This window comes from Chitinophaga sp. CB10 (genome assembly GCA_001870995.2).
Taxonomy (GTDB): Bacteria; Bacteroidota; Bacteroidia; order Chitinophagales; family Chitinophagaceae; genus Chitinophaga.
This window is the reverse complement of the sequence record MLAV02000002.1, coordinates 468,749-490,125: the sequence shown is the minus strand read 5'-3', so window position 1 is coordinate 490,125 and position 21,377 is coordinate 468,749. Positions and strand designations below refer to the sequence as shown.

Annotated in this window: 20 protein-coding genes; 9 read left to right on the top strand and 11 right to left on the bottom strand. The window is 50.0% G+C overall.

Going from position 1 to position 21,377, the window contains the following annotated elements:
* Positions 1–27 precede the first annotated feature (27 nt).
* The 3 genes from BOC67_RS05270 to BOC67_RS05260 form a co-directional block, all read right to left on the bottom strand.
* The gene (locus BOC67_RS05270) at positions 28–630 is read right to left on the bottom strand and encodes a hypothetical protein (protein WP_291908062.1); all 603 of its coding nucleotides are present in this window, start codon (positions 628–630) and stop codon (positions 28–30) included.
* A gap of 160 nt (positions 631–790) precedes the next feature.
* The gene (locus tag BOC67_RS05265) at positions 791–2,563 is read right to left on the bottom strand and encodes a DUF885 family protein (protein WP_291908061.1); all 1,773 of its coding nucleotides are present in this window, start codon (positions 2,561–2,563) and stop codon (positions 791–793) included.
* A 105-nt stretch (positions 2,564–2,668) separates the two neighbouring features.
* Positions 2,669–4,045 (bottom strand): DUF1080 domain-containing protein, encoded by a 1,377-nt coding sequence (locus tag BOC67_RS05260; protein ID WP_291908060.1) that lies wholly within the window; start codon positions 4,043–4,045, stop codon positions 2,669–2,671.
* A 172-nt stretch (positions 4,046–4,217) separates the two neighbouring features.
* On the opposite strand from BOC67_RS05260, the gene BOC67_RS05255 reads away from it, so the two are divergent.
* From BOC67_RS05255 to scpB, 3 genes are all read left to right on the top strand, one after another.
* Positions 4,218–4,799, top strand: a complete 582-nt coding sequence (locus BOC67_RS05255; protein WP_291908059.1) for a DJ-1/PfpI family protein — start codon at positions 4,218–4,220, stop codon at positions 4,797–4,799.
* 162 nt (positions 4,800–4,961) lie between these two features.
* Positions 4,962–5,846, top strand: a complete 885-nt coding sequence (atpG, locus tag BOC67_RS05250; RefSeq protein WP_291908058.1) for an ATP synthase F1 subunit gamma — start codon at positions 4,962–4,964, stop codon at positions 5,844–5,846.
* A 122-nt stretch (positions 5,847–5,968) separates the two neighbouring features.
* Complete coding sequence (gene scpB / locus BOC67_RS05245) at positions 5,969–7,213, top strand: SMC-Scp complex subunit ScpB (RefSeq protein WP_291908057.1); 1,245 nt, start codon at positions 5,969–5,971, stop codon at positions 7,211–7,213.
* A gap of 139 nt (positions 7,214–7,352) precedes the next feature.
* Here the strand turns inward: scpB and BOC67_RS05240 are convergent, their stop codons facing one another.
* The 7 genes from BOC67_RS05240 to pheT all read right to left on the bottom strand — a co-directional run bounded on the left by BOC67_RS05240 (position 7,353) and on the right by pheT (position 14,309).
* On the bottom strand, positions 7,353–7,961 hold the full coding sequence (locus BOC67_RS05240) for a hypothetical protein (protein ID WP_291908056.1): 609 nt from the start codon (positions 7,959–7,961) through the stop codon (positions 7,353–7,355).
* Between the two features lie 29 nt (positions 7,962–7,990).
* Entirely contained in the window at positions 7,991–8,779 is a 789-nt protein-coding gene (locus BOC67_RS05235; protein ID WP_291908055.1) for an SDR family oxidoreductase, read from the bottom strand.
* Positions 8,779–9,396, bottom strand: a complete 618-nt coding sequence (locus tag BOC67_RS05230; RefSeq protein ID WP_291908053.1) for a DUF1080 domain-containing protein — start codon at positions 9,394–9,396, stop codon at positions 8,779–8,781. Before BOC67_RS05230 ends, BOC67_RS05235 begins: the two co-directional genes overlap by 1 nt.
* Positions 9,397–9,503: 107 nt before the next feature.
* A complete protein-coding gene (gene rny / locus BOC67_RS05225) occupies positions 9,504–11,063 on the bottom strand; it encodes a ribonuclease Y (RefSeq protein WP_291908052.1) in 1,560 nt (519 codons plus the stop codon).
* Positions 11,064–11,232: 169 nt separating this feature from the next.
* A complete protein-coding gene (locus BOC67_RS05220; protein WP_291908050.1) occupies positions 11,233–11,526 on the bottom strand; it encodes a cell division protein ZapA in 294 nt (97 codons plus the stop codon).
* 28 nt (positions 11,527–11,554) lie between these two features.
* A complete protein-coding gene (locus BOC67_RS05215; protein WP_291908048.1) occupies positions 11,555–11,863 on the bottom strand; it encodes a hypothetical protein in 309 nt (102 codons plus the stop codon).
* Between the two features lie 16 nt (positions 11,864–11,879).
* Positions 11,880–14,309, bottom strand: a complete 2,430-nt coding sequence (pheT, locus tag BOC67_RS05210; RefSeq protein WP_291908047.1) for a phenylalanine--tRNA ligase subunit beta — start codon at positions 14,307–14,309, stop codon at positions 11,880–11,882.
* Between the two features lie 558 nt (positions 14,310–14,867).
* Here pheT and dnaB point away from each other — a divergent pair.
* From dnaB to BOC67_RS05185, 5 genes are all read left to right on the top strand, one after another.
* The gene (dnaB, locus tag BOC67_RS05205; protein WP_291908045.1) at positions 14,868–16,436 is read left to right on the top strand and encodes a replicative DNA helicase; all 1,569 of its coding nucleotides are present in this window, start codon (positions 14,868–14,870) and stop codon (positions 16,434–16,436) included.
* Between the two features lie 85 nt (positions 16,437–16,521).
* Entirely contained in the window at positions 16,522–17,880 is a 1,359-nt protein-coding gene (locus BOC67_RS05200; RefSeq protein ID WP_291908043.1) for an MATE family efflux transporter, read from the top strand.
* 29 nt (positions 17,881–17,909) lie between these two features.
* The gene (locus BOC67_RS05195) at positions 17,910–18,623 is read left to right on the top strand and encodes a 16S rRNA (uracil(1498)-N(3))-methyltransferase (RefSeq protein WP_291908042.1); all 714 of its coding nucleotides are present in this window, start codon (positions 17,910–17,912) and stop codon (positions 18,621–18,623) included.
* Positions 18,624–18,882: 259 nt separating this feature from the next.
* The gene (locus BOC67_RS05190; RefSeq protein WP_291908040.1) at positions 18,883–19,098 is read left to right on the top strand and encodes a hypothetical protein; all 216 of its coding nucleotides are present in this window, start codon (positions 18,883–18,885) and stop codon (positions 19,096–19,098) included.
* A gap of 10 nt (positions 19,099–19,108) precedes the next feature.
* Positions 19,109–19,261 carry a hypothetical protein gene (locus tag BOC67_RS05185; RefSeq protein ID WP_291908038.1) on the top strand — a complete coding sequence of 51 codons (153 nt, stop codon included), beginning with the start codon at positions 19,109–19,111 and terminating at the stop codon, positions 19,259–19,261.
* 475 nt (positions 19,262–19,736) lie between these two features.
* Here the strand turns inward: BOC67_RS05185 and BOC67_RS05180 are convergent, their stop codons facing one another.
* Entirely contained in the window at positions 19,737–20,762 is a 1,026-nt protein-coding gene (locus tag BOC67_RS05180) for a quinone-dependent dihydroorotate dehydrogenase (protein WP_291908037.1), read from the bottom strand.
* Between the two features lie 71 nt (positions 20,763–20,833).
* Between BOC67_RS05180 and BOC67_RS05175 the strand changes: the two genes are divergently transcribed.
* Positions 20,834–21,349, top strand: a complete 516-nt coding sequence (locus tag BOC67_RS05175) for an RNA polymerase sigma-70 factor (RefSeq protein WP_291908036.1) — start codon at positions 20,834–20,836, stop codon at positions 21,347–21,349.
* Positions 21,350–21,377 lie beyond the last annotated feature (28 nt).

Sequence of the window (21,377 nt, the reverse complement as noted above, 5' to 3'; positions counted from 1 at the left end):
TACTGTTTATGTCAGCATGGTACTTTTTTATTTATCCCTGCGACGGTCATGATCCCTGTCCCTGCGGTCAAAATCCCTTCTGTCGCGGCGGTCATTCCACCTGTTACGGTCATCATCCCATCTGTCGCGGCGGTCGTCCCGGTTATCCCTGCCGGGGTTGATGCGCCAGCTGCTGTTGTTGCGGTCATCTCCGTAATAACGTCTGTCGTTATCCCGGTAATCCCGGCGCACCTGCACATAACGCACGTCCCTCGTGTTGCGGATCAGCGGCTGCCTGTCGTAATAACCCCGGTACCTGCCGTAGGTATTGCGGTAATAATCGGCGCGGCGGAAAGGATCCCGCTCATTTACCACCACCTTGTAACACCGGTCGATGTCGCAATGGTAGTAAGCCGGTAAGGCCGGGCCATACACCCACCTGTTACGTTCCAGGTAAATGAACTGCTGCGCAGCTACATCGTAATAGGCATCCGCATCCGGAATGTAATAATACTGCACATAGTCATACCCTACAGGGCCCCATAACGGCTGGCTGCCAATGTTTATATTCACTCGCACCTGGGCAAAACTTTTATTGATGCTCACTCCTGCTATCATTGCTGCTATAAGTAAAATTGTTGCCTTCTTCATATGCTTTCGGTTTGACTTACTTAATACCAAACGAATGCCAGTAATTGCTACACCAACCGTTAAAGGTTAAACGTTTTTGCTGTTGTAAGTTATTGATTTGTAGAAAGATCTAATGCCGCGTCCGGCAAAATTTCCCGTCCTCGCTTTATCTAAAATTCTGTTAAATTCCATGGGCCCACCGTTCCATTTTCAGGTCCAGGACCTGGAGTGGCAGGCATCCATCCTGCAACAGTGCATCGTGGAAAGAAGATAACCGGAACTTATTTCCCAATTCCTTTGTGTATTTGTTGCGCAGCTCCCGGATCCTGATCTCCCCGATTTTGTAGGATAGCGCCTGCCCCGGAATCGCCATGTAGCGCTCGATTTCAGCGGTTGCCTCCATTTCGGAAAGCGGCTCGTTATCCAGCATGTATTTGATCGCCTGTTCGCGGGTCCAGCCCTTGGTATGGAGCCCAACGTCTACGACTAAACGAATAGCGCGGTGTATCTCGTCGCTGAGCCGGCCAAAGTACATATACGGATTAGTGTACAGGCCCAGCTCTTTACCCAGGCTTTCGCAATACAACGCGTATCCTTCGCCATAGGAGCCGATCCACGCAAAGCGGCGGAACTTAGGCAGGGAATCATTTTCCTGTTGCAGCGAAAACTGGAAGTGATGACCGGGAATCGCTTCATGTAAGAAGAGGCATTCCATGCCGGTATAGTTGAATGTCGTTGCATCGAGGATGGGTACGTAGAATACGCCCGGCCGGCTGCCATCCGGGCTGCCTGGCTGGTATTCCGCGCTGGCAGAGGCGGCGCGGAAGGCTTCCGTCTGCCGTATTTCGAATTTTGTTTTAGGCAGGTGGCCGTACATCTTCTTCACCCCTGGCATAATTTTATTTTCAATCGCCCTGAAGGAATCCAGGATGGCCTGCGGCGTCTGGAAGATGCGGAATTGCTTGTCATTCCTTACGAATGCAAAGAACGCGGGGAGGTCGCCCTGGAACCCGGCGCCGCTCTTGATCTGCTCCATTTCCCCGCGGATCCTCGCTACCTCCTGCTGCCCCAGCGCAAAAATTTCATCCGGGGTTTTGGCGGTGGTGGTCCAGTATTTTATAAGGTAGTTATAATAAGCCTTACCGTCTGGCAGCGCGCTGATGCCGCTGGTAGTACGGGCTTTGGGCAGGTATTCGGTTTCCAGGAACTGTTGCAGTTTGGCGTAGGAAGGAATGATGTAGTTATTTACAGCAGCCGTATAATCCAACACCAGCTGCGCTCGGTCCGTGCCGGCGATGGAATCCGGAATGGCTTTGAGCGGCGCAAAGTAAATGTTGGAAGAATCCTTCACGGCCAGCGCCGCCATCTGCGGGATAGTCTTCGTTACCAGCGCCTGCGGCAGCACATACCCGGTGGCCATGCCCCGTTTCATATTCGCTATAGCCGTATCCGTCCATACCGCGAAGCGCTGCATGCGGCGTATGAAATTTTGATAGTCCTTCAGGGATTTAAACGGTTGCGCGGCGCTGCCGGAGCCTAACTGCGCCAGGGTAAGCGGCAGGCAGGTAAATTGTTGTACCGGCATCAGGTTATCGTGAAAGGTAAAGCCCTCCCGGGTGATGGCCAGCTCCCGGTGCAGCATTTCGTACGTAATGCGGTCGTTGCTGCTGAGTACGGAAGTATCCACTTCCGCCAGCTCCTTTTGATAACGCTGGCAAAAGGAATCAGCCCGGCGCCGCCATTCATCGCTGATGTCGATGGCGAGTTCGCCGTTGTATTTATCTTCTCCGTTGAAGGTAGACTGAATAGGATTTAAGGCCATGTTTTCCTCATAATAGCGGCCGGCGATGTCTTTTAGTTTGGCGGCCGTTTCCTCCCGGCTGGCGCGCTTACAGGCGGCGGCGCATAGCAGGGCAAGGGCGATGAGGCCTGCCTTGTACTTGGATAGGAGCATAAGTTGTATTTAGACGGGAATAAATCTAACTAAAAAAAGAAAGCATTCCGAAGAATCGGAATGCTTATTTAGAACAGTGAACAATGAAAAAAAAGATAAATATTTTTATTTGAGTGTTTTTATCCGGATGCTCCTGTAGGATACTTCGTTACCGTGATCCTGGAGGAGAAGGCGGCCTTCCGGCCACAACCCAAAGTTATTCCAATTTTTGTATTTGCTGATAGCTACCAGGTCTTTAAATTCCTGGGAGCCTCTTTCATATTCCAGCACCTTAAAACCGTTCAGCCAATGCTCAACGTGGTTATTTGGATACACAATTATACGACCTTTGTTCCATTCTCCAATGGGTAGGATGGCACGTTTTTCCTGTTTTCTTGTCATGAGATCGTAAAGTGACGCCAGGGTGCGGTTTCCGTCCCTTCCCAATTTAGCGTCAGGATGGGTTTCGTCGTCCAGTACCTGGTATTCCAGCCCGATGGCAGATTTACCTTTGGTGTCGTATGATTCCTTTACGAAATATTTCACCCCGGAGTTGGCTCCTTTGGTCAGTTTAAATTCAAATTCCAGTTCAAAAGCGCTGTATTCCTTTTCGGTCACGATATCGCCGCCGCTGCCCATTTCGTCGCCATTGCTGCTGTGGATGGTGAGGGTGCCGTCGTTATAAGTCCACCCTTTATCCGGGAATCCTTTCTGGTTATAGCCTCTCCAGCCTTTGGTGGTCTTCCCGTCCCAGAGGAGCTGGAAGCCATTTTTTTTCTGCTGGGCAGATACGGTGTTTACCACGTTGTTCACCACGTAGATGTTATCATACGGGGAGTATTGGGAAGGAGAAGGGTTTTCGATGATACGTACATTACGCCACCTGATATCCTTACCGGCATCGGCGCCGTCCTTACCGATGGAGTGTACCTGCAGGGCAATAAAGCCTTTGGGCAGGGCGGTATCCACGAGGTGGGCGGTGGCCACGCCGTTTACCCAGGTACGGATTTCGTTGCCGCGGCACTCAATCCGGTATTTGTTCCAATCGTTCTTTTTAAAGGCATTCTGTCCGCCGGGATTGTATTCCATCGGGTACTGCCATCCGCGGCGTCCCTCTTCATAAATGCCCCCGCTCCATTTACGGTCGGATGGGTCAATTTCCATCTGGTAGCCGAAAACGCGGCCATTCTGGTAATCCGGGCGGCTCTGGCTACGGAACTGGATACCGGAATTAAATTCCTTGTCCAGCTTAAATTCCAGCTCAAGGATGAAATCGCCATAATCTTTTTCAGTGGCCAGGAAAGAATTCGGGGTATTCACCACCGTGGTACCAACGATTTCACCGTTGCGCGCGGTGTAAATAGCCTTACCACCCAGCTGTTTCCAGCCTTTGAGATCCTTTCCGTTAAAGAGGTCCTGCCATCCGGATTTCGAGGCTTTCTGAGCCTGCAGCGCTCCCGACATCAGGAATACACTGCCACATACAAGTAGTATCTTTTTCATAACTAATACTGGAATAAGAGACCCAAAATATAAAATGATCCTGATTTATACAACCGATTGCATCCTGCTTTTTTATAAAGATGTTAAATCTCCTGCTGAACGGAAAATCGGCTGGGCGAAATTTACTATCTTCAGAAGGTCATTTTAAAAATCCTAAAAAAACTCGATAACCATGGCACAAAAGAAAATATTGCTGCTTACCGGCGACTATGCAGAGGATTATGAAACAATGGTACCTTTCCAGATGCTGCAAATGGTAGGGCATGAAGTACATGCCGTTTGCCCGGATAAGGCGGCTGGCGACAAGATTAAAACGGCGATACACGATTTTGAAGGGGACCAGACGTACAGTGAGAAGCCGGGGCACGGGTTTGTGCTGAATGCGACGTTTAATGACGTAGCCGGGAGCGATTATGACGCACTGGTGATTGCCGGCGGGCGCGCGCCGGAGTACCTGCGCCTGAACAAAAACGTCCTGGAGCTGGTGAAGCACTTTTTTACGAACGATAAACCGGTGGCGGCCGTATGCCACGGGATACAGATACTGACAGCGGCGGACGTGGTACGTGGCCGCAAGCTCACTGCCTACCCGGCCGTAGCGCCGGAAGTAACGGCGGCAGGGGGTACTTACGTGAATGTGAATGTAACGGAAACGGTGGTCGACGGGAAGCTGGTCACAGCGCCCGCCTGGCCGGCGCATCATACCTGGATCGCAGCATTTTTACAGGTCCTCGGTACAACCATCACCCTTTAATAAAATTTTATTTGCAAAACGCTGGTTTTCAATAGCGTAAATAAAATTTAAATAATCTCTTTACGGATTTTCAAATTAAGGTTGCAATGCTTACCTTTGCAGCCAAATTCGGGGGTTGAGCCTGAATTTATTCATTTGTAATTCGTAATTGATTTTAATTATATGTCCGGACAACTTAAAGAAGTTCGTAACCGAATCAAATCCATTCAATCTGGTCAGCAGATCACCAAAGCCATGAAAATGGTAAGTGCTGCGAAGTTGAAACGTGCCCAGGATGCCATTTTATTAATGCGCCCCTATGCACTGAAACTGCAGGAAATGTTACAAAATATTGTAACCAACAGCGAGGGTAACATCAACACTCCGCTGGCGGCTCAACGTGAGATTGAAAAGGTGCTGATCGTTGTAATTACTTCCGACAGGGGTCTGTGCGGCGCTTTCAACTCCAACCTGATCAAAGCGGCAAAACGTACCATTCGTGAGAAGTACGCTGAACAATTTGAGAAAGGAAATGTTGAAATCATGCCTATCGGTAAGAAAGGTTATGAGCACTTCCTGAATAACGGTTATAAAGTAGATAGCCGTTTCTGGCAGATGTTTGGCAATCTGACTTTCGATCACGTGAAAGAAGCGGCTGAAGTAGCAATGGCTGGCTTTATTGATGGCACCTACGATGCGGTGGAAATTGTGTACAGCCAGTTCAAAAACGCTGCTGTACAGGAATATGTGGCCGAGCAGTTCCTGCCGATCGCTAAAATCGAAAACCAGGATGATAACGGGCTGAAAGCAGACTATATCTTCGAACCGGAAAAAGATGTGCTGATTGCAGAGCTGATGCCTAAAATCCTGAACACACAGTTCTTTAAAGCAATCCTGGATTCGCACGCGTCCGAACACGGCGCCCGTATGACTGCCATGGATAAGGCAACTGAAAACGCCGCTGAATTGCTGCGTAACCTGAAAATCTCCTACAACCGCGCACGTCAGGCTGCTATTACCACCGAGCTCACCGAGATCGTTAGTGGCGCTGCCGCACTCGCCGGTTAATAAGATATCAGCGTTATTCAAAGTTTATCAGCAACTGAATAATAAATTTTTCAGAAAAGGGTCAAAGACGGTATTTTCGGTCTTTGACCTTTTTCTTGTAACCGCCACCGCACAATAATTTTATGGAAATATCTCAGATCATTCCGCACGTGGAAGCGCTTATTTTTGCTGCCGACAGGCCACTGCCCGCGCCGGAAATCCTGGATTTATTGAACAATGCACTGGCATTCCTGGAAGACCGGGCTACGCTCGACCAGGTGGAAGCCGCCATTGAAGCCATTAAAGAAAAGTATAGCTCGGAGTTTTACGCGTTCGAAGTGAGAAGCAGTGGCGGTGGCTACCAGTTTCTTACCAAAAGGGATTATTACCAAACCGTGGCCCAGCTGAATGGGGACAAGTTCCTGAAACGCTTGTCTACCGCAGCGCTGGAAACGCTCGCGATCATCGCTTACCGGCAGCCGATTTCCAAAGGTGAAATCGAATATATCCGCGGAGTAAGTACGGATTACTCTATCCAGAAACTCCTGGAAAAGGAACTGATCGTGATCAGCGGCCGCAGCGAAGACCTGCCGGGAAAACCCCTGCTGTATGCAGTTTCCCGCTCCTTTATGGACTATTTCGGCATCAACTCTCCCGCCGACCTGCCCAAACTCAAAGAACTCTTCGATGAGGATATGGTACAGCCTACCCTCATCAACGATGATACCGCCACCATCGGCCGGGGCGATCAGGCGGAAGCCGTCGTTAACGGCCATACCATGATGGTATCCGAAGATGGCGAGCTGCTCGATCCGGATCATCAGCTGGATGACCTCCAAACCGGCGATCCCCGTTCGGATTTCCACCTCATGTCCAATGAAGAGCCACACCTGCCCGCCTCCGAAGACGAAGAGGCCGAACCGGATGATGAAATCATTCATTTCGACAGCTTCCTCCACCAGGATGAAGCACCACGCGAAGGCGCAGCTGAAGATGAAGAGGCCGAGCCGGATGATGAAATAATCCGGGATGATTTTGATGGCGAAGAAGGAGCTGGCGGGGAGGAAGGAGATGATGAGGAGGAGTCAGATGAGGACGAAGATGCAGACGAGGATGAGGAAGAGGATGAGCGTGATAATGATGAAGAGGAAGAGGATGATGAGGAGGAAGAAGAAGATGATGACGAAGACGACGAAGAAGATGATGAAGATGATGATGAGGAGGAGGAAGAAGATTTTGATGAAGAAGAAGACGATGAGGACGATGAAGCAGACGAAGACGACGACGAAGACGAAGAACAAGGTCTTGAAGACGATCAGGATGAACTGGATGACTTCCCCGGCACTGATTCAGACGATTCAGATGAAAATGACCTTGATAAGAAATAATATACCAGGCTGCCTGGATAAACCATTACAAAAGGGTATCTCTACTTGCGGAGATGCCCTTTTTGTTTACATAAAGTCAGGCATGGCGGGTCGCTTCCCAACAGCCGTTGAAAAGCCTCAAATCCGAATAGCTGGCAGCCTACTGCTTTAAGGTTTCAATGGCTTGTTTTAAGGCCGCTGCAGCCAGGTGCACGGCTACGGACCAGTCTTCCGCGGCGGCGCCATCGGCCCCATCGGAAATATATTTCAGGCAAAGCAGGGGGATGTTTTCCTGTTTGGCAATCCAGGCAATAGGATGGGCTTCCATGTCGATCACGTTATACGCATCCGTTACATGGCCGATTTCAAAGCTATCGCCCGTGCCGCAGATGCCCAGTGGCAGGCCTGGCGCGGCAATACCGTATTCCAGCAACGGCGGCTCACCGGAAAGCGGGGTTTCGTATAATGCAAACCCCAGCGGACGCACATCCATATCCCGCTGAATAAAGCGGTTGCAGCAAACAACGGTACCACGTTCGAAAGTATTACTGCCGGCAGAACCCAGGTTCACGATAATCCCCGGCTTATGCTTGGCAATGGCTTTGGTAAGATGATAAGCCGCATTTACTTTACCAATGCCTACAAACAGGGCGTTCACGTCATCAAATTCGCCGGTAGCTTCCGATTTCAGGGCAAATACAAACAGCGGATTTTGCTGCAGGAGTTCGGCCAGTGTGGCGTTGGCTGGTATGGTAGTTAGTTCGGACATTGCTGTAAATCTGTTAAACAGGCTGCAAGTTAATTCCCTTTACGGGCAATCACATAAAATAATGGCGGAAAATATCGCTTTATCCACAACAATACTTTCTCCGCTCTTGCGATGAGTACTATTTTACGGCGTTTATGCATGGCCGTAATGATTTTCCTGGCGCATACGTTCACGGGAATCCCGTGTTCCTGGCCGGGGTCCATTTTCCCAAAGGCGCTCCCATCTCCCGTAATCGCCGAGAATGTGATGGGCGTATGTATCCTGCCCGGGCAAACGATCGTGGTGTATAGTTCCGGGATGGGTTGCTCGGTTTGTAAGGTTTCAAAATAGCCGTTCAGTGCGTGTTTGGCGGCATTATAGCCGCTGCGCCACGGGTAGCCGAAAAGGCCGGCCATGCTGCTGATCACTACTACCTGGCCGCCGCCCTGTGCCTGGAACTGTGGCAGCAAAGCTTTGGTGAGCATTACCGGGCCAAAGAAGTTCACTTCCATGAGCGTGCGGATGGCAGCCACGGAAGTATCGATCAGCTTGGAGCGTTGGGTAACGCCGGCGTTGTTGATCAGTACATCAATGCGGCCGTAGAAGGTGATGGCGCGGGCCGCGCCGGCCTGTACCTGGGCTTCATCCGTCACGTCCATCGGGAGGATCTGGCAGTCAGCCGTCCACTGCAGGCATTCCTGCTGTACGGCGCGGAGTTTATCCGCATTCCTGGCTGCGAGGATGAGGCGGGCCTTTTGTTGCGCAAGCAACAACGCCAGCTCCCGGCCTATACCGGAGCTGGCGCCTGTGATAAGTATTACTTTGTGCTGGTAGCTCATCAGGATTTCAATGGTACCAATTTAACGCTTTTCCACCTTACCTTAATGCCGCCGCCGGAGTGGATCTGCAGGGCGATCTGGCCGTCTGCTGCGCCGATCTTGGCGTCGTTCAGGGTGATCATTTCATGGCCATTGAGCCAGGTGGTTACCTGGTCGCCTTTTACCCGCACCTTCATGGTGTTCCATTCGCCCATTTTGAGGTACTGCTCTTTTTCCTTTTCAGGTTTGATCAGCCATCCGCGGCCATAGGATTCATAAATACCGCCGGTATGCTGATCCGGGGGCGCTACCTCGGCCTGCCAGCCGGTGATCTTGGTGCCTTCGATGGAAGAGTGGAAAAATACGCCGCTGTTGCCATTGGCTTCCTGCTTGAATACAACGGTCAGTTCAAAGTCTTTAAAAGATTTGTCGGTGGCCAGGTAACCATATTCCTTATCCGGGCCGCTTTCGCAAACGAGTTCGCCATTGTCCACATACCATTTTTCTGTACCATAAATTTTCCAGCCGTCGAGGTTTTTACCATTAAAAAGCGAGATCGCTTTTTTCTGTGCAAAGGACTGGCTGGCGGCCAGGAGGATACAGGCTCCCAGCATGAATCTTAACATGGATTTCTTCATACGAATAGTTTGCGTTTAAGAGTTACAGAAATAAAAAAGGCCTTCGGGTTGTACCGAAGGCCTCAATATAGAGTGTAAATTCTGTTTTTCTAAATTTCTTACACGAACTAACGGGCTACGTTCACCGCGCGTTTTTCGCGGATAACGGTTACCTTGATCTGACCGGGATATTGCATCTCTGTCTGGATCTTGTTCGCGATTTCGAAGGACAGGCGGTCTGCATCATTGTCGGACACTTTATCTGACTCCACAATTACGCGCAGTTCGCGACCTGCCTGGATAGCGTAGGCTTTTTCCACACCGTCGTGAGAGAGGGCGAGGTTTTCCAGGTCTTTAATACGCTGGAGGTAGCTCTGCATGATTTCGCGGCGAGCGCCGGGGCGTGCGCCGGAGATGGCGTCACAAGCCTGTACGATAGGGGAAATCACGTATTGCATTTCCATTTCATCGTGGTGGGCGCCGATGGCGTTCACTACAGCGGCGTGTTCACCGTATTTTTCAGCGAGCTTGGCGCCGAGGAGGGCGTGGCTCAGTTCAGTTTCTTCGTCAGGTACTTTACCGATATCGTGTAACAGGCCGGCACGTTTGGCGAGTTTAGGGTTCAGACCCAGTTCAGCGGCCATTACAGCGCAAAGGTTGGCTGTTTCCTTGGAGTGCATGAGCAGGTTCTGACCGTAGGAAGAGCGGAAGCGCATTTTACCGACGAGGCGCACCAGTTCTTTATGTAAACCGTGGATGCCCAGTTCGATAACGGTTCTTTCCCCGATATCCATTACCTGTTCTTCCAGTTGTTTCTTGGTTTTTTCCACTACTTCTTCGATGCGGGCAGGGTGGATACGGCCGTCCTGTACGAGGCGTTGCAGGGACAGGCGGGCGATTTCGCGGCGCAGCGGGTCGAAGGAGGAGAGTACGATAGCCTCAGGGGTATCGTCCACAATCAGGTCAACGCCGGTAGCGGCTTCGATGGCGCGGATATTACGGCCTTCACGACCGATGATCTGGCCTTTGATCTCATCGCTTTCCAGGGTAAATACCGTGATGGTATTTTCGATGGTCTGTTCAGCGGCGGTACGCTGGATAGACTGGATGATGATCTTCTTGGCTTCTTTGTTAGCTTTTGTTTTGGCGTCTTCGATGATTTCCTGGATATGCGCCAGGGCTTGTGAGCGGGCTTCTTCCTTGAGGCTTTCCACCAGCTGGTGTTTCGCTTCTTCGGCAGTCAGGCCGGCCACTTTTTCAAGACGGCGGATGTGTTCCTCCTGGTGTTTTTCCAGTTCGGTACGTTTGATGGTAACCAGTTCCATCTGGCGGTTCAGGGTTTCTTTGATCGCATCGTTTTCGTTGATCTGTTTCTGAACCTGTTCGTTTTTCTGGTTAAGACTCTGTTCTTTCTGTTTAATCCTGTTTTCGGATTCCAGAATCTTCTGATTGCGCTGCAGCACTTCTTTCTCGTGCTCGCTCTTCATTTGAAGGTATTTCTCTTTTGCTTCCAGGAGCCTGTCTTTTTTCAGGTTTTCCCCGGTTGTCTGTGCATCAGCAATGATTTTCTTAGCTTGTTGTTCTGCCTCTTCAATCTTCTGCTGTGTGTTTTTTGCAAATATCACCTTCCCAAGCGCAATCCCTATTATTAAAGCTGCTATAGCAGTTATTGCAAGTGTAACATCCATATGATTTCTTTAATCTTGATTTATGTAGCATTCTCCGGCCCTGTTCGCCTAAAAGGCGTATCAGGGGCGAGAACTGACCCGCGAAAATACAAAAAAATAGCAGTAAAGCGTGTTTAATACGTGATTATTAGCATTTTAGCTAATCCGTTGGCTAGCAACGTCTAACGTGTTAACCCAGTGCTTGGTTGATTAATTCTTCCAGTTTTTCGAGCTTTTCCTGTAAAAATGGGGCTGTGCTGGCTTGTGCTTTGCCTCCGCTGGTTACGGGGTGGGTAGCATACATGATGAGGGCCATAGCGATGTAGTCCTGCAGGTCTTTTCCTGCGTAAGACGCCTTGAAATCAACAATTTTCTCATTCACTTCTTTCATAATACGGCGAACTTCCTCTTCCTCCTCCGGTTTTATCTTGATCCGGTAAGAGCGGTCCGCCACTACTATATTTATGGGAATGAGCTGCTCCATGGTGTTGCTTGTTTACTTCAGGTTACGCTTATGCATTGAGCAAAGCGATACATCTGTCAATTTCCTTGATATAATCATTGATCTTGCCGCGTATCTCTTTACGGAATGCCGCATCATCTTCTGCTACGGGATTTGCTCCCTGGGTAGTAGCGGCTATTTTCATCAGCCGCAGCTTATCTTCCAGGTTTTGTATTGTTCCCTGCTGCTCTTGCAACTCTTGTTGCCTGGTGTTTAGCTCCTCGCGCAGCAACGTATTTTCCAACTGCACCTGTTGCAATTTTTTGAGCAGCAGGTGCAGTTTTTCTTCGACACGTTGTATGTTTTGCTCGAGGATCATTAATTAATTCTACAGATTATTTTCTGATATCCGCCTGCAATTGTGTCTGGAAGTTTTTCACCAGTTTGTCCATCACACTGTCAATTTCTTTATCGGTGAGGGTTTTTTGTGGATCCAGGAAGGTAAAGCTAACTGCGTACGACTTCTTGTTTGCACCCAGCTTTTCACTCTCAAACACATCGAACAGGTTGATTTCCTGCAGTAAGGCAGATTTAACTGCTTTGGCTGCTGCTTCCACGGCGGCGAATTTCACCTGTTTGTCCAGCACAAGTGCCAGGTCTCGGCGAACGGCCGGGAAGCGTGGTATTTCTTTGTAAAAGTTATCACTTTTTTGCAACAGTCCCAGCATTTTATCCCAATTAAAGTCTGCAAACCAAACCGGTTGTTTAATGTCGAACTGTTTCAGTTTTTGTGAAGATACGCCACCCAGCGTTACCACCACCTGATTTTTTACTTTTATTTCCCAGGAAGGGGTCAGTCCTGTGCCTTCACTTTCAATCCATTGGAGGTTGCGATAGCCGAGCTGAGCCAGGATATTCACCACATAACCTTTCAGGAAGTAGAAATCTACTGCGCTGCCTTTATGCATCCAGGTTTCGGCCGTCTTCTGGCCGGTGATATAGAGGCATAAGTGGTTGTTTTCGAAATACTTACCATTGCTGGCGAGATAGGTTTTACCAAATTCGAAGAACAGCAGGTTTTCGTTTTTGCGGTTCAGGTTGTAGCCGATGCATTCCAGGCCGGATTCCAGCATGGAAGGGCGCATGATGTCCAGCTCGACGGTGAGGCTGTTCATCATTTTCACGGCTGTTTCCAGCACTTCCTCCGTATAATATTTACTGTTGGTGATGGAGTTGGTGAATATCTCGTTGTATCCGTTGCCGGCGAGGTAATCTGCAATTTTCTCCTTCACTTTTTCAGGGTCCGGCTGGGCGGACAATGCCGGGGAGATGGTTACTTTGGACGGGATTTCGATATTATCGAGGCCGTCTATACGCATCACTTCCTCTACGAGGTCCGCCGGCAGGCTGATATCCGGTTTGCTGAAAGGCACGGATACACGGATACCTGCTTCCGTTTCGTGCAGGATCTGGAAGCCGAGGCTGACCAGGATATTTTTGATCTTATCGTTGCTGTAGTTGCTGCCGCTCAGTTTACGTACATACGCAAACGTAGTTTCCACTTCTGTTTTCTTTTTCACGGAAGGGTATATGTCCGTAACCGTGGAGGCAATTTGTCCGCCTGCCAGCTCGCAAATCAGGTTGGCCGCGCGTTCCAGTGCGAACACGACGTTGGAGATATCCACTCCTTTTTCGAAGCGGGTGGCCGCGTCCGTACGGAGGCCGTGGCGGAACGAGGTGGTGCGGATCATACCCGGGTTAAAGAAGGCGCTTTCCAGGAAGATGTTTTGGGTGGCGTCCGTTACGCCGGAATGGGCGCCGCCGAACACGCCGGCTATGCACATTCCTTCGCCGGCGCCGTTGCAGATCATGAGGTCTGTAGCGTCCAGCTTTCTTTCCTTTTCGTCCAGGGTAACGAATACGGTATCCTGCGGCAGTGTTTTAACCACGACGGCGTTGCCTTTGAGGGCTGCGTAGTCGAACGCGTGGAGGGGCTGACCGGTTTCGTGCAGGACGAAGTTGGTGATATCCACGATGTTGTTGATAGAACGTACGCCGATGGTTTCCAGCTTGGTTTTGAGCCATTCAGGGGAAGGGCCCACTTTTACGCCGGAAATGGTTACGCCGGCATAGCGCGGGCAACCGTCTGTATTTTCGATGGTAATGCTGACAGGCAGTTCAGGCGTTGCCGGAACGAGGCCGTTGAATGCCGGCAGCTGTACCTGGTATTTATGGGTATGTTCCAGGTTGTTGAGGAATGCACAAACGTCTTTTGCCACGCCGATATGGCTCATAGCGTCCATCCGGTTGGGCGTCAGGCCGATTTCGTATATCCAGTCCTGTGCGGGTTTAAAAACTTCGCTGGCAGGAGTGCCCGGTACGAGGGAGGGGTCCAGCACCATGATGCCATCGTGGCTGGTGCCGAGGCCGATCTCGTCTTCCGCGCAGATCATGCCTTGGCTCTCTTCTCCGCGGATCTTTGCCTTTTTCATGGTCAGCGGTTCTCCGCCAACCGGGTAGATGGTAGTGCCGACAGGCGCTACAACCACTTTCTGGCCTACGGCCACGTTAGGCGCACCGCAAACGATGTGCAGCGGTTCCGCCGCGCCGATGTTAACGGTGGTCAGGCGCAGTTTATCTGCATTGGGGTGTTTTTCTGCTGTTAATACTTCACCAATCACTAATCCGGCAAAACTTCCTTTTACAGCTTCAAATTGTTCGAGGCTTTCTACCTCCAGGCCAATACGTGTAAGTATGGTGGATAATTCCTGTGGTGTAGGCTTCACCGGTAGATAATCGCATAGCCAGTTGTATGAAATCGTCATTTTCTTGTCTGCTCTATTTATATATGTATGGAGCGTAAAGTTAAAGGATTCTGGCAGACGAGCAAAGCAGGGGAAAAGTAAACCCTCCCGGGAAGGCGTTGCGGAGCGTAAACCGGTAGTGGGTGCGGACCTGTGGGGCTTAACTGATACGGCCCTGCCTGACCGGACAAAAGGTTTGTAAACGTCCTGCATACCCATGACGCCAACCATAAATCTCTCCCCCAAAAACTTTTTTTAACAAATGTGTGTGAATAATCAGACCTTTGCCTGGGTATTACTTGAAAATTGGTGGATAACTAGGGTGGAGTCAGTGGAAAACTGACATGTTGCCGGTGGATAACCTGTGATTGGAGCTTAATAAATTTAGTCCCGTCCGTTTCGGGATTAAATGAAAAAATGCGATTACCTTAGTTTTTACGGCTCGAAAAAGATTGCAATTTCAACAATTGAATGAACGTCGGAATGCGAGAATAAATTCCATATAACCAATTGTAAATCATAGAGAAAAGCCCATTGACAGTAACCTTTTATTAACTTTTTTTAACACACTAACCATAAATGGATCTCAATCTCAAGAAAGACCGCAATGTGCGTAGAAAACCGTCCATTGAGGTATCATCCTTAGTGTACGGAAAAGTACCGCCACAGGCTAAGGAACTGGAAGAAGCTGTTTTGGGAGCCATCATGCTGGAAAAAGGTGCCTTCGATATAGTAGTGGAGATATTGAAAGGAGAGTGTTTTTACGTAGAGGCACACCAGTTAATCTTCTCTGCCATGACCCGTCTGGCAGCCAAATCCATGCCGGTGGATATCCTCACGGTAACGGAGGAACTGCGTTCCATGGGAGCGCTGGACGCTATCGGTGGCGGATATACCGTGATGAAGCTCACCAACGCAGTGGTTTCCTCGGCCAACATTGAGGCGCATGCCCGTATCATCCTGCAGAAATTTATCCAGCGGGAGCTGATTCGCATCTCCGGGGAGATTCTCACGGAGTCGTATGAGGATACAGCAGACGTATTTGACCTGCTTGACAGCGCGGAATCAAAGCTTTTTGAGATCACCAATAACCACCTTCGGAAGAACTATGATTCTATCGACCGGGTATTGGTGAATACCATGAAAAGGATCGAGGACCTGCGGAACAAGGGAGATGATATTACGGGCGTACCGTCCGGCTTCCCGTCGCTCGACAAAGTGACCTACGGTTGGCAGCCAACGGACCTGATCATCATTGCGGCGCGTCCGTCTGTGGGTAAAACCGCGTTCGCGCTTAACCTGGCAAGGAATGCAGCGCTTCACCCCCGTTTCCCGAAAGGCGCGGCTGTGTTCTCGCTGGAGATGTCGTCCGGGCAGATCGTGCAGCGTATCCTGTCCGCCGAATCAGAAATCAAGCTGGAAAAGATTTCCCGCGGTAAGCTGGAAGAGTACGAGATGAAGAAGCTGATGACGCATGGTATCGAACGCCTGGCGAAAGCGCCTATCTTCATTGACGATACGCCGGCGCTGAACATTTTCGAGCTCCGTGCCAAATGTCGCAGGCTGGTACACAACCACGGCGTAGGCGTTATCATCATCGACTACCTGCAGCTGATGAGCGGTAGCGGGGATGGTAAAGGCACCAACAGGGAACAGGAGATCAGTAAGATTTCCCGCGATCTGAAAGGGCTCGCAAAAGAGTTGCAGGTACCGGTGATCGCGTTGTCGCAGTTGAGCCGTGATGTGGAAAAGCGTAAAGACGGTAACAAGATGCCGCAGCTGAGCGACCTCCGTGAATCCGGAGCGATCGAGCAGGATGCCGACATGGTTATGTTCCTGTACCGTCCTGAATATTATGAAATCAATACCAATGAAATGGGCGAATCCAACAAAGGTGAAACCCACGTGCGTATAGCCAAGCACCGTAACGGTCAGCTGGATACCATCAAACTGAGAGCCGTACTGGAGTTCCAGCGTTTTGAAGATGATGGCAGTTTGGAAAACCCCGGTGGCGGTAATCCGTTCGCAGGTATGCGTCAGCACCATGGCGGCGCCGGCGGTAACGATGAAGCTAAATTATATATCCAGAAAGGGTCCAAGATGAATGATATGGACTTTGATGAAGGATTTGAAGATGCACCATTTTAGCAGGTAAAATTATTTGCAGAAAGCCGGCATCGACAGATCGCCGGCTTTTTTATTGGATACGTCAAAAAGAATCACAGAAGAACCCATGAAACAACTGTACTTGAAATACAAAGGGCACTACAGGGACAATTTCAGCCTGGCCTATCCTGTAGTGATCAGTCAACTCGGCCATACTTTGGTAGCATTGTCCGACAGCCTTATTATTGGTCATACCGGGAAGGTGCCGCTGGCAGCGGTTTCCCTGGGCAACAGCCTGTTCTCCATCTTTATGGTTACGGGCATTGGTATGTCCTACGGCCTTACGCCGCTGATCGCGCAGGAGAATGGACGTGGGAATAAACATAAGATCGGCCACCTGCTGAGTCACAGCCTGATTATCAACATGACGGTAGGCGTGCTGTTGTCTATGGTGATTTACTGGGGCAGCGCCCGCATGGACCTGCTCAACCAGGAAGCGGATGTGGTGGAACAGGCAAGGCCTTTCCTGCGCTACCTGGGCTTCTCTTTTATACCGCTCATGCTGTTCTTGTCGTTTAAGCAGTTTGCCGAAGGGCTGGGCTTTACCCGGCAGGCGATGAACATCAGTATTATCGGGAACCTGCTGAACATCGTGGTGGGTATTACGCTGGTGTACGGGCTTTTCGGCCTGCCGCGCATGGGCGTGGTGGGTGTCGGTATTGCCACGTTTACGGACAGGTTGCTGATGGGCATTACGATGATGTTTTACGTGCTGCGTTCGCCGCGATTTAAGGAGTACCTGGCTACGTTCGGGTTTTCCAATATTGAGTGGGGGAAGATAAAGCAGATCCTGGGTATTGGTACGCCGGTGGCGTTGCAATATATTTTTGAGGTGAGCGCCTTTAGCGGCGCGGCTATCATGGTGGGCTGGATGGGCTCCGCGGAGCTGGCTGCGCATCAGATTGCGCTGAGCCTGGCCGCCATGACGTATATGATGGCCAGCGGTATTTCAGCGGCGGCGGGGATCAAGAGCGGCAATAACTTCGGTAAGCGGGATTTCAGGGAGCTGCGTATGTCCGCCATTGCGAGCTATCATATGGTGCTGGTACTGATGGGATTTACGGCGTTGCTGTTTATGTTAGGCAATCATATTTTGCCGCGGTTTTATATTGATGATCCGCAGGTGATACCGATTGCGGCCAAGCTGCTGATTATTGCGGCTTTCTTCCAGCTGTTTGACGGTACGCAGGTGGTAGGCCTGGGAGTGCTGCGGGGATTGGGGGACGTGAGAATTCCTACGGTGATCACCCTGCTGGCGTATTGGGGCCTGGGGCTGCCATTGGGTTATTTGCTGGGCATCCGGCTGGGCCTCGGCGTGGAAGGCGTTTGGTGGGCGTTGCTGCTGGGATTGCTGGCGGCGTCGGTATTGTTGTTTGTAAGATTTCATCATCGCACTAAAAAACTGGAATTACAAGCAGATATTTAGGATTTTTGCAAAAACGAAGAAGGATCAACATGGAATTGCCTGTTTTTTACGCGCCGGACATTCAGCAGGATGCGACAATGTACACGATGAATGAGGATACCTCCAAGTATTGCATACAGGTATTACGTCATGAAAAGGGCGACCAGGTGTTGCTTGCGGATGGCCGTGGTTCAAAATATACCGTTGTTATCACGGATGACAACAGGAAAAAATGCCAGGTAAAGGTAGAGGGGAGAGCGTTAATCCCGGCGCCGCGGCCGGCGCTGCGTATAGCCATTGCGTTTACCAAGAATGCGAGCCGTATTGAGTGGTTTCTTGAAAAAGCCACGGAGATTGGGATACAGACCATTATACCGCTGGTGACTGCCCGTACGGAGAAGGAGAAGATTAAGGCGGAGCGGCTGAACAGTATTTTGGTATCGGCCATGTTGCAATCGAAGCAGTTCTGGCTGCCGGTATTGGAAGAGCCGCAGTCGCTGGAGAAGGTAGTGAAGGGGAATACGGACCCGCAGCGGTTTATTGCCCATTGTTTACCGGAGGAGAAGACGGAGTTGCAGGATGCGATGCAGGCGGGCAAGGATACGATTATATTGATCGGGCCGGAGGGCGACTTTACGGCGGCAGAGGTGGAGCAGGCGATTGGGGCGGGTTTCAGGCCGGTTTCGTTGGGGCGTACGCGTTTGCGGACGGAAACGGCTGGCATGGTAGCGGCGGTGTTGATGAATGCGAAATTACCGTCTTAAAAAAAATCGTGAAATTTTTCAGCAATATGGGCGTGGGGGTAAAATCCCACGCTTTTTTTTGTGGTATAAATAGTGGGGTGGCTGGTTTGGAGGCAGTCGCCCGCGTGAATAAAATTATCAGTTTGACCTGTTCATTATCAGTTTGATCCGTTCATTCCATTCGGGCATGAAATCCTTTGTGGAAGCGGTTTTTGGATGATTTTTTGAATTAATTTAGGGGTGGAAATTTTATTGTTAATGATTTAAAATTATTCAAGTTATGCAAAGACCAATTGAATTTTATGAACGCCTGGAGGAGAGTATAGACAGGTATTGGGCTTATGCCAAAGCTTCTCAGAAAAATTGGGAAGAAACTTTTAACCGGCTGAATATCCCGCAGGAAGCAAAGGAGTTTTTTATTGAAAATTCCAGCATGTTTGGCGTGAAGCAGGAGGAGGAAAATAATGATGAAGGTGGCACTCAAAAAGCGATTTAAATATTCCATTATGAAAAGAACAGTTTTTAATTATGCAGCCGATGAAGGATTGCTTTTAGGCTTTCATGGCTGCGACAGGCAATTAGCGCTTACTGCATCCCTGGAACGGGAAGGTGTTACTCCAGGAGCCGCACCCTGCCGCCATAGCCAGCTGATGGCCTGAATAACCGGTTTGTTTTTACCCATTCTCCTTCTTCTTATCAATTCCGTACCACCCTGATTTTCTTGTAAACCCCATACCAGCTTAGGTTCGATTGTACTGCCCTTACTTGTTCATTTTGTTCAGCTTATCTTGATTGTGTTCATTCTCATTCGGGGACTTCCGTGCCCGAAAACGTGGTTTTTGCCTAATCAGTTTGAATAATTTTGGATCATATTAATCATCATTTTTCATGGGGTTATTGAGAAAATGGTGTGTTTGTTAACCCACATTGTTTGTTAGCCCCATTTGTTTGTTAACCAAATTTTTGCACAATCGCTCGCATAGTACTGTTACAATCCTTATTAAAAAGGCTGACCGTGTCTACGGTCAGCCCTATTGTGTGGTAATGAGTTGATGGATTGGAGAGATGATTTAAATAATACAGTAGCTACCGTAATAAATCGATGAATTTAAGCAAATCCAATAAGCACCATATCTACTTCCTCAGGCCCGCACAAATCTTCTTCACAATCGTCGGCCCCTCATAAATAAACCCGGTGTACACCTGCACCAGCGCAGCGCCGGCATCCAGCTTCTCCTGCGCATCGGCCGCAGTAAAAATACCGCCCACCGCAATGATCGGGAAAGCGCCGTTGCTTTTCCGGTGAATATACCGGATCACCGCTGTGGATCTTTGCTTCACCGGCAACCCGCTCAAACCGCCCGCGCCAATTTCCGATACCTCGGAAGCCGGCGTTTGCAGGCCTTCGCGACTGATTGTCGTATTCGTAGCCACGATCCCGGCCAGTTTGGTTTCCTGGACTATTTCCACAATATCGTCCAGCTGCTCGGTAGTGAGGTCCGGGGCAATTTTCAATAATATCGGCTTCTGCACTTTCTTCTGGCTGTTGAGGAGCTGCAGGTGATGCAGCAGCTGCTTCAGCGGCTCCTTTTCCTGCAGCGCGCGCAGGTTGGGCGTATTCGGTGAGCTTACGTTTACCACAAAGTAGTCCACCACGTCATACAACGCATGGAAGCACTTCTCATAGTCGCTCACCGCTTCCTCGTTAGGCGTTACCTTGTTTTTACCTATGTTACCTCCTACAATAATATTGGATTTCTTATGCTGTAAGCGCCTCGCAGCTGCTACAGCGCCTTCGTTGTTAAAGCCCATACGGTTGATCAGGGCCTTATCCGCCGGCAGACGGAACAGCCGCGGTAAATCATTGCCCGGTTGCGCTACCGGCGTAACAGTACCTATCTCCACAAATCCAAAACCCAGGCTCGCCAGCTCATCTATATATTTGGCATCCTTGTCGAAACCAGCTGCCAGCCCTACCGGGTTGGAAAATTTGAGCCCGAAAACCTCTTTTTCAAGTCCTTTCTGTTTTACCCCGCAAAATGCTTCCAGCATTTGCTTACCAAGTGGCAGGGAATAAAGCGTCTTAATACCACGCATAACGCTGTGGTGAATGTTCTCCGGCGGATAGCGGAACAGGATATTTTTGATCAGATTGTACATGTCGGGGGCAAAGGTAGAAATTTTTTCTATCCATTGATGTTACTGGAGATGACCTATATTTGCACCTCATCATGTTGGCGCTCCAATCATTTGAGGAATTGTTCAGGGAAAATCATGCGCATTGCCTGGCCTTCGCAGCCCACTACACGGGAGATATGCACGAGGCGGAGGAAATTGTTCAGCAGGTGTTCCTGAAACTATGGGAAAAAAGGGATACAATTGTTATTACCGGTCCCGTAAAGTCATACCTGTTTTCTGCCATCAGGAATGCCGCCATCAGCCAGTGGCGCAAGGCTGCCGTACGCAGCGAAAAAGAAACCGCCTACAGCCAGCAGCGCGAAAGCGCTACCCAGGCCGCGGACGTACGGGAGCTGGAAAAACTTTACCACCAGGCGCTGGACCGCCTCCCGGAAAGATGCCGCGAAGTCTTCATCCTCAGCCGCCACCAGCAGCTGAAATACTCCGAAATCGCCGCCACCATGAACATCTCGGTGAAAACAGTGGAAAACCAGATGGGGAAAGCACTGAAGATCCTTCACCAGGAACTCAAAGAATACCTGCCGCTACTGACAGGGTTCCTTTTCTAAAAAATTATACCTTCCGGATAGGGGACAA